Genomic DNA, 6390 nt, shown 5'->3' on the forward strand with positions numbered 1-6390 from the left:
AAAGCGAGCGTGGAAATCGGCAGCCCAAATTCGTCGTCCCGTGCTTCCGGACAGAGCAAACAGCGGCACGCTCGGTTCTGGCTTGGCCAAGTTACTAACGTACGCCAGCAAATCGATGGTTCCATCTCGGTCAAAGTCACCAGGGGCGGACTGCCGATTTTTCGAGTTAACCTTTGGCTGATGCAGCTGATTGTCGTCCGCCAAGAATCCCGCACCGAGCGATCCGGCATGTCGTGGTACCGCAGCAACCACGCGCAAATGGTGCATGTCTTTTTCGGGTAGCTGGGTTTCCCACAGCATGCGTCCGTCGCGTCCCGATGCCGCCATTATCGTTCCGTCGGGCCAGACCCGAGTTAGATCAAGGACACCGTCATGATTTAAATCCACTGTGGCGGACCAGCGTTCACCCATGCGGTTCCACAATTCTCGTGGTTTTCCTCGGAAACCAATCAATTCTCCACCGGCATCAAGTGATGTCGGTTGTCGGGGAACAAAAGCAAACAAATCCTCTAGCCCATGTTGCTGCGTCGCGGCGGCTTCGAATGCAACCAAATTTGGACCCTCTCGCGTTACCTCGCCTGTTCCAGCAGAGAAGGCAACGGCGCGCGATAGTTTATCGTGGCCTTGCAGCGGATGAACCGGTACCAGGAATTGAGGCCATCCGTCGCTACCTGTGTTCCACCATAGCGGTGGTCCCAAACGATAACTCGCACTCTCGGTTGGACCCGTCAAAGGATGCCGTCCTACCCACAGACTTGTCCCATCGCGACCAGACAATGCGTCCACGTACAAATCGAACTCTCGCGACCACAGCGTGGCAGTAAATACGTCGGAAATTCCGTCGTTGTTGATGTCGGGACCGACTAAGAAATGGTCTACTTGTTGATCCATTGTCTTGAGTTTTCGTTTCCAGCGAAGGGTGCCTGTGGTTGCATCGCGAACTTCGATCTCACCCCATGCTCGCAAGCGGTTACCGTTGGCCTTGGATGTACCGCTGGGGAAAATCAATTCAGATCGTCCGTCGTCGTCCAGGTCGACAACGAGCGGCCATTGCGGTGGATCGATGATGGTCCGACTCCAACCGGCAACCGGCAGTTCGGCTTGCACATCGGATGTCCACAACATCCGAGCATACGCGAGCGACCAGACGGCAATCCGAACCCGCGATGTGGGACTGGTGGCGGCCGGCGCGATGACGGCGGGCAAACTTTGAGTCAAGATCACTTCGTCGGCACCGTCGCCGTCGACATCGATCACGATTGGGGCTCGGCTTGGTTGCACGCCACAATCGATCGGCTGGTCAAGCGGGGTTCCGGTTGCGGTGTCGTAGGCAATCAGACGCGAACCGACCATCATCGTTAATTGTTTCGGCAACGCGGCGTTGGCGGTGTTCCAGGACGCCAGCAACGCCGGACTGGGGACGTGGTGGAAATATCCGGTGCGTTCTAACCGAGACAATTGGCGTCGTATGCCGTTTACAGAAAAGTCACTCTGGATGCCGCCGGTCGAAGTCACTGCGGCGGCGGAACCATAGAACCAGCGAAAGGGTTCGGGGACATCCAGCGTTGCTGGCGTGACGAAGTCGGATTCATTGAAGTCGCTCTGCCAGATCGTTTTTCCCGATTGTCCGCATACGGTTTCGAGCCAACGCCGGACCTGTGATGCCGGATTTTCTTGCTCGGCCATCATCACGGCGAGATCGGTGACACCGTCTGCATTTAAATCGCCTACTGCAATCGGTGGATACAAAACGCTGCTACGGACTCCTTGGAAATTGCGTTCCGACTCGCTGGTGATTTCTTGCTTTAGATCATGGCCGCGTGCCGAGGTCCACAACAAGCCGCCGCGTTTCCAGAGATCGCCAATACCATCGCTTGGTGACGTGCCGCCAAAATTAAATCGTCGACGGCGTCACCGTTGAGGTCCACGGCGGGGCTAACAATAAAGGGTCTTAGGTCAAAGCTGCCCCAGCCTGTGAAAGGACTGCTGCTCATCAAACGCTTCCACGACCACACCCAACCGGTCGCGGGCTTCAGCAGAGGCTGCGCCGCTTTTTCCAGTGCCACGGTCCATCGCAGTCGGTTTTGTTGAGGGTCAAGACATCGCAGCCCCGAGTCGTCCATCATCACGATCAAGGATTGGCCGTTCGCCGAAACCAATTTGTAGGCACCGTTGACTTCCAACGGCGGCATCAACAAGGATTCATCGAGGTCCACATTAAACATCGGTGAATGACCGCGAAGCAGGTTGACACCGTAGGTTTCGCTGAGCCGGTTCTCGCCGTAAACCTGCACTTGATACTCGCCCGCGGCGATCTCGATTGGCTGCTGCGTCGGCACGGTTTGGCGGGTGACAAGTTCACCGCTGCTGTCGCGGATGACCGCCGCCAACGGAGGAGCGTCGGTGACGAACGAAACAGGGACCCGCTGGCTTTGCTGATACGCTTGCGTCAACAACAAGACGGCCAGTAATAGCGTTGCGGTCGCTGCGACCGATCGGGCGGTCGATTTTAGTGCGGAACGATGTTTCTGAGCCCACTGCGTCGATCGTTCGATCCAACTCGCCCGACGTGTTTTGATCGGACGACCGTCGAGAACTGCTCGGCAATCCTCCGCAAGCGCATGAGCCGACTCGTATCGCTGCTCGGGCTGTTTCGCCAAGCACTTCAGCAAGATTGTTTCCATATCGCGAGTCAGTGCCGGTGACAACGTGCGAGGGGCAACCGGTTCTTGATTCAAAATTTGATCGATGACACCCTGAGGCGTCTCGGCCAAATAAACCGGCCGCCCGGTCATCAATTCGTACAGCGTGGCTCCGAGGCTGTACAGATCGGAGCGATGATCCAATCGGTCGCGAGCTGCTGAAGCTTGCTCGGGACTCATGTAACGTGGCGTCCCGATGACAGCGCCGGTCATACTGAGCGTCACGGTGTCCAGCCGCATCGCCAAGCCAAAATCGGTCAGCCAGATTTGGTCGTCTTCGTCCAGCAGCAGATTGGACGGCTTGATATCACGATGAATGACGCCACGCTGGTGGGCATGCGCAAGTGCGTCGGCGACTTGGACACCCCAGTTCATTGCCGTCATCGGATCGATTGGTTCGGTCGTCTCGCCGAGCACATCGGCAAGACTGCGTCCCCGGATGTACTCCATCGCGAAAAAGTGGACGCCTTGCTCGAATCCAACATAGAAAATCGGAACGATGTTGGTGTGATGCAGGTGCGCCACCGTCTCGGCCTCGCGGCGAAAACGAGTGATCGCATCGGCATCGCTGTGGGGTGTAAACCGCAGTACCTTTAGAGCAACACGGCGATGTAGCGAAACCTGTTCGGCTTCGAACACCACGCCCATGCCACCGCGTCCGATCTCGCGCAGTAGTCGGAAATCGCCAAGTTGTTGGCTTTGCCTTTTTTGGCTCGACTCTGCCATTTCGAGGACGTCGAAGCCGGCTAAGCCGAGTGGTGCATTGATCGGGACGTGTTCGTCGATCGTTTCATCCACAGGAAACGTCGGTGCGATCGACCCCGACGTTGGGGCGGATTCGTCTTCGGCATCGTTCGGCTTTTCAATCGGCATCACAAGTCACTCCATGCAACGCCACGCGGTTTCTTCACGCCGTCATTTTACTGCGAGTCAATCCATCAAGAAATGGAGCACGCCGCAAAATGATCACAAGAACGGATGCCGGGCACCTGAGTTACTCGCCCCTTTTTTTGCCTCGAAAGATTGGTCGGCAGGATGCAGAGCCCCAAAGCTGTCGTAGGCTGTTTGAATTATGTCGTAGGCTGTTTGAATTATCCAGAGCCGATCGGCTGGTCACGTGCATTGTCAACGCCAGCTCGCCGGAGGTAAGATCCGTGCCCGAGTAAACACGCAGCAGCACTTGCCTCGCTTCCGTAGAGCAACGCCCTATGTACGAACAACTTCACGCCGATCGCCAGCGTCTTGACCAGATTTTGGCGAGTGTGCTGGAGGACAGCGTCCGTTTTCTCAATGCGTCTAGCTCTCGACCTGCTGGGGTGGTGCCACCGGCGAGCGATGCTGAAACGCTGCCGGAGGCTGGGATCGGAGCGACGGCAACGCATGATCTGTTTCAATCCAAGTATGCGGATTGGATGAGTGGGTCGGCAGGGCCTCACTACTTTGGGCTGGTCACGGGCGGCGCGACTCCGGCGAGTATCGCGGGCGATTGGTTGACGACGATCTATGATCAGAATGCGACCGGTTCGGAGGATTCGATCGCGCCGCAGATTGAATTGGCTGCGATCGGGATGCTGCGTCAATTGTTTGGTCTGTCGTCGGCGCAGGCGGGTGTTTTTGTGTCAGGCGCGACGATGGCCAATTTTGTTGGTTTAGCGACCGCGCGACAATCGGTTGGGCATCGTAATGGTGTCGACATTGCCAAATCGGGATTGTCGGGACTGTCGCCGATCCATGTGCTGTGCGGGACGCCTCATTCGAGCGTTTCTAAGGCGATGGCGATGCTCGGGCTCGGACGTGACAACATGGAACGAATTGCAACGCTGCCTGGTCGTGAAGCCGTCGACGTGGGGGCAATGCGAAAACGCTTGACCGAGCTCAGCGAAGCGGGGCAATCGTGTGTGGTCGTTGGCAACGCGGGGACCGTCAACAGCGTCGACTATGATGACTTGAACGCAGTGGCGGATCTGTGCAGCGAATTCGCGGTTTGGTTGCATGTGGATGCAGCCTTTGGCGGTTTTGCCGCCTGTGTTCCGGAAAAGCAGTCGCTGGTTGCGGGAATGGATCGCGCGGACTCGATCACGATCGACGCGCACAAGTGGCTGAATGTGCCGTACGATTCGGCGATGATCTTTACGCGTCATTTGCATTTGCAGCGTGAGGTTTTCCAAAACGCTGCCGCTTATCTCGAAGCGGATCCGTCACCAAGCAATTTCGTGAATCTAACACCAGAGAACTCTCGTCGCTTCCGCGCCTTGCCCGCTTGGTTCACATTGATGGCGTATGGTCGCGACGGTTATCGTGAAATCGTGACGCGAAATTGCCAGATCGCCGAGGAGATCGGCAAGCGGATCGATGCCTCCAGCGCGTTTCGCTTGCTAGCGCCGGTGCGAATGAATGGCATCGTGTTCACGCTCGCTGGCGATAATGTTACGCACGGCCAAATTCAAGCGTATTTGCAGGCAGTGCAAGTGGACGGAGTGCTTTATATGACACCGACGGAGTATTTTAACGCACCGGCGATTCGTATCTCCGTGTCGAATTGGCGGACGACCGAACACGACATCGCGGACGTGTGGAATGGAATGCTCGCGGCGCTAGAATCCGCATCGTCTTAACAGGTGAGATTGCCGACTCCGTTTTCCACCGAGATGCCGCGATAGGCCATCTAGGGGCGTTTGCCGACAGCGGTGGCGTCGAGCGAGAATTGTCGCGTTGATATTCGCGTCGGACTTGCGTTATGAATGGCTTGATTAGTTTGATCGTGCGGTTTCCCATTCACTGGTATCGGGTTGATTGCCGCAGCGATTGACTTCGCGAACCGATTGGATCAACTGAATCGGCAGCAGGATCAGTCCGAGTGTTGTTAAGCCGCCCAGGCCGACAAGGCAAGTTGTTAGCGTTACACCAGACGCAAATACGGACAGCGTTGCAAGAGCAAGAGCAAAGACGGTTAGCAAGGCCTTGAACTCGGTTGGCCCGAACGCGGCGAGCGTAAATTCGCCGGTCAGCTTGGCACGCAAGTTGGTTAGCACCGCCATCGCCATCAGCACAATCACAGCGACCAGTCCAATATCCAGACGGCCGCAAGCAACGGCCAATCCGACCAACCAGTAGGTGAACGAGAGCGGATCGGTAAAGTGGTCGAGTAATTCACCGCCGTTACGGCATTGCCCTGTCGTACGAGCATGTCGCCCATCAACACAGTCCGCCAAATGGTTGCCGGCGATCCCGGCTGCCGCCAACAATCCGCCCCACCAAAACGTCGTCGAAAGGGCAAGCCCGATCGCCCCGGCAATCGCCGACAGATGACCGATCGCAACGATCCCTTCGGGTGGAAACCGACGTGGGATATGCAAATGCGGGTAAAGGGCAGTCAGAGGCGGCCCGACGAGCGGATCGAGCAGGCTGTGGGACACACGTTTGGACATGTTGGGTTCCTTCCAGGTTTTCGGTCTACCCACAAGGAGCCTGGATGCACGGAAAGCCTGCGCTAAATTCTGGAAAAGAGTCGCTGTCTAGGGCCTGCGGAACCATCACCGACGTAGCGGAAGTCGTCAGCGGCTTGTTGATTTACTCCAAATGGAAATCGCAAGGGTGAGCCGTGAGCCGTGGGCCGTAAGGCACCGGGTATCGTGTGGGACCCGGCCGCTGACGCGTCGCGGTTCAATAAATCAACAAGCCGTCAAGA

At 57.0% G+C, this 6390-nt stretch carries 4 protein-coding genes; 1 reads left to right on the forward strand and 3 read right to left on the reverse strand.

Annotation, left to right across the window (positions count from 1 at the left end):
• Together RMSM_RS26950 and RMSM_RS37400 are read right to left on the reverse strand one after the other, a co-directional pair.
• Positions 1–1839 (reverse strand): hypothetical protein (locus tag RMSM_RS26950; protein ID WP_040769549.1); only part of this gene is annotated, 1839 nt, incomplete at its 3' end.
• Positions 1806–3575 (reverse strand): serine/threonine-protein kinase, encoded by a 1770-nt coding sequence (locus RMSM_RS37400; RefSeq protein ID WP_008704326.1) that lies wholly within the window; start codon positions 3573–3575, stop codon positions 1806–1808. The genes RMSM_RS26950 and RMSM_RS37400, both read right to left, overlap by 34 nt.
• Before the next feature lie 335 nt (positions 3576–3910).
• On the opposite strand from RMSM_RS37400, the gene RMSM_RS26960 reads away from it, so the two are divergent.
• A complete protein-coding gene (locus tag RMSM_RS26960) occupies positions 3911–5317 on the forward strand; it encodes a pyridoxal phosphate-dependent decarboxylase family protein (protein ID WP_008704328.1) in 1407 nt (468 codons plus the stop codon).
• A gap of 135 nt (positions 5318–5452) precedes the next feature.
• Here the strand turns inward: RMSM_RS26960 and RMSM_RS37405 are convergent, their stop codons facing one another.
• Positions 5453–6130: a CDP-alcohol phosphatidyltransferase family protein gene (locus RMSM_RS37405; protein WP_008704330.1), complete on the reverse strand. Its 678-nt coding sequence runs from the start codon at positions 6128–6130 to the stop codon at positions 5453–5455.
• Positions 6131–6390 lie beyond the last annotated feature (260 nt).

This window comes from Rhodopirellula maiorica SM1 (genome assembly GCF_000346295.1).
Lineage (GTDB): Bacteria > Planctomycetota > Planctomycetia > Pirellulales > Pirellulaceae > Novipirellula > Novipirellula maiorica.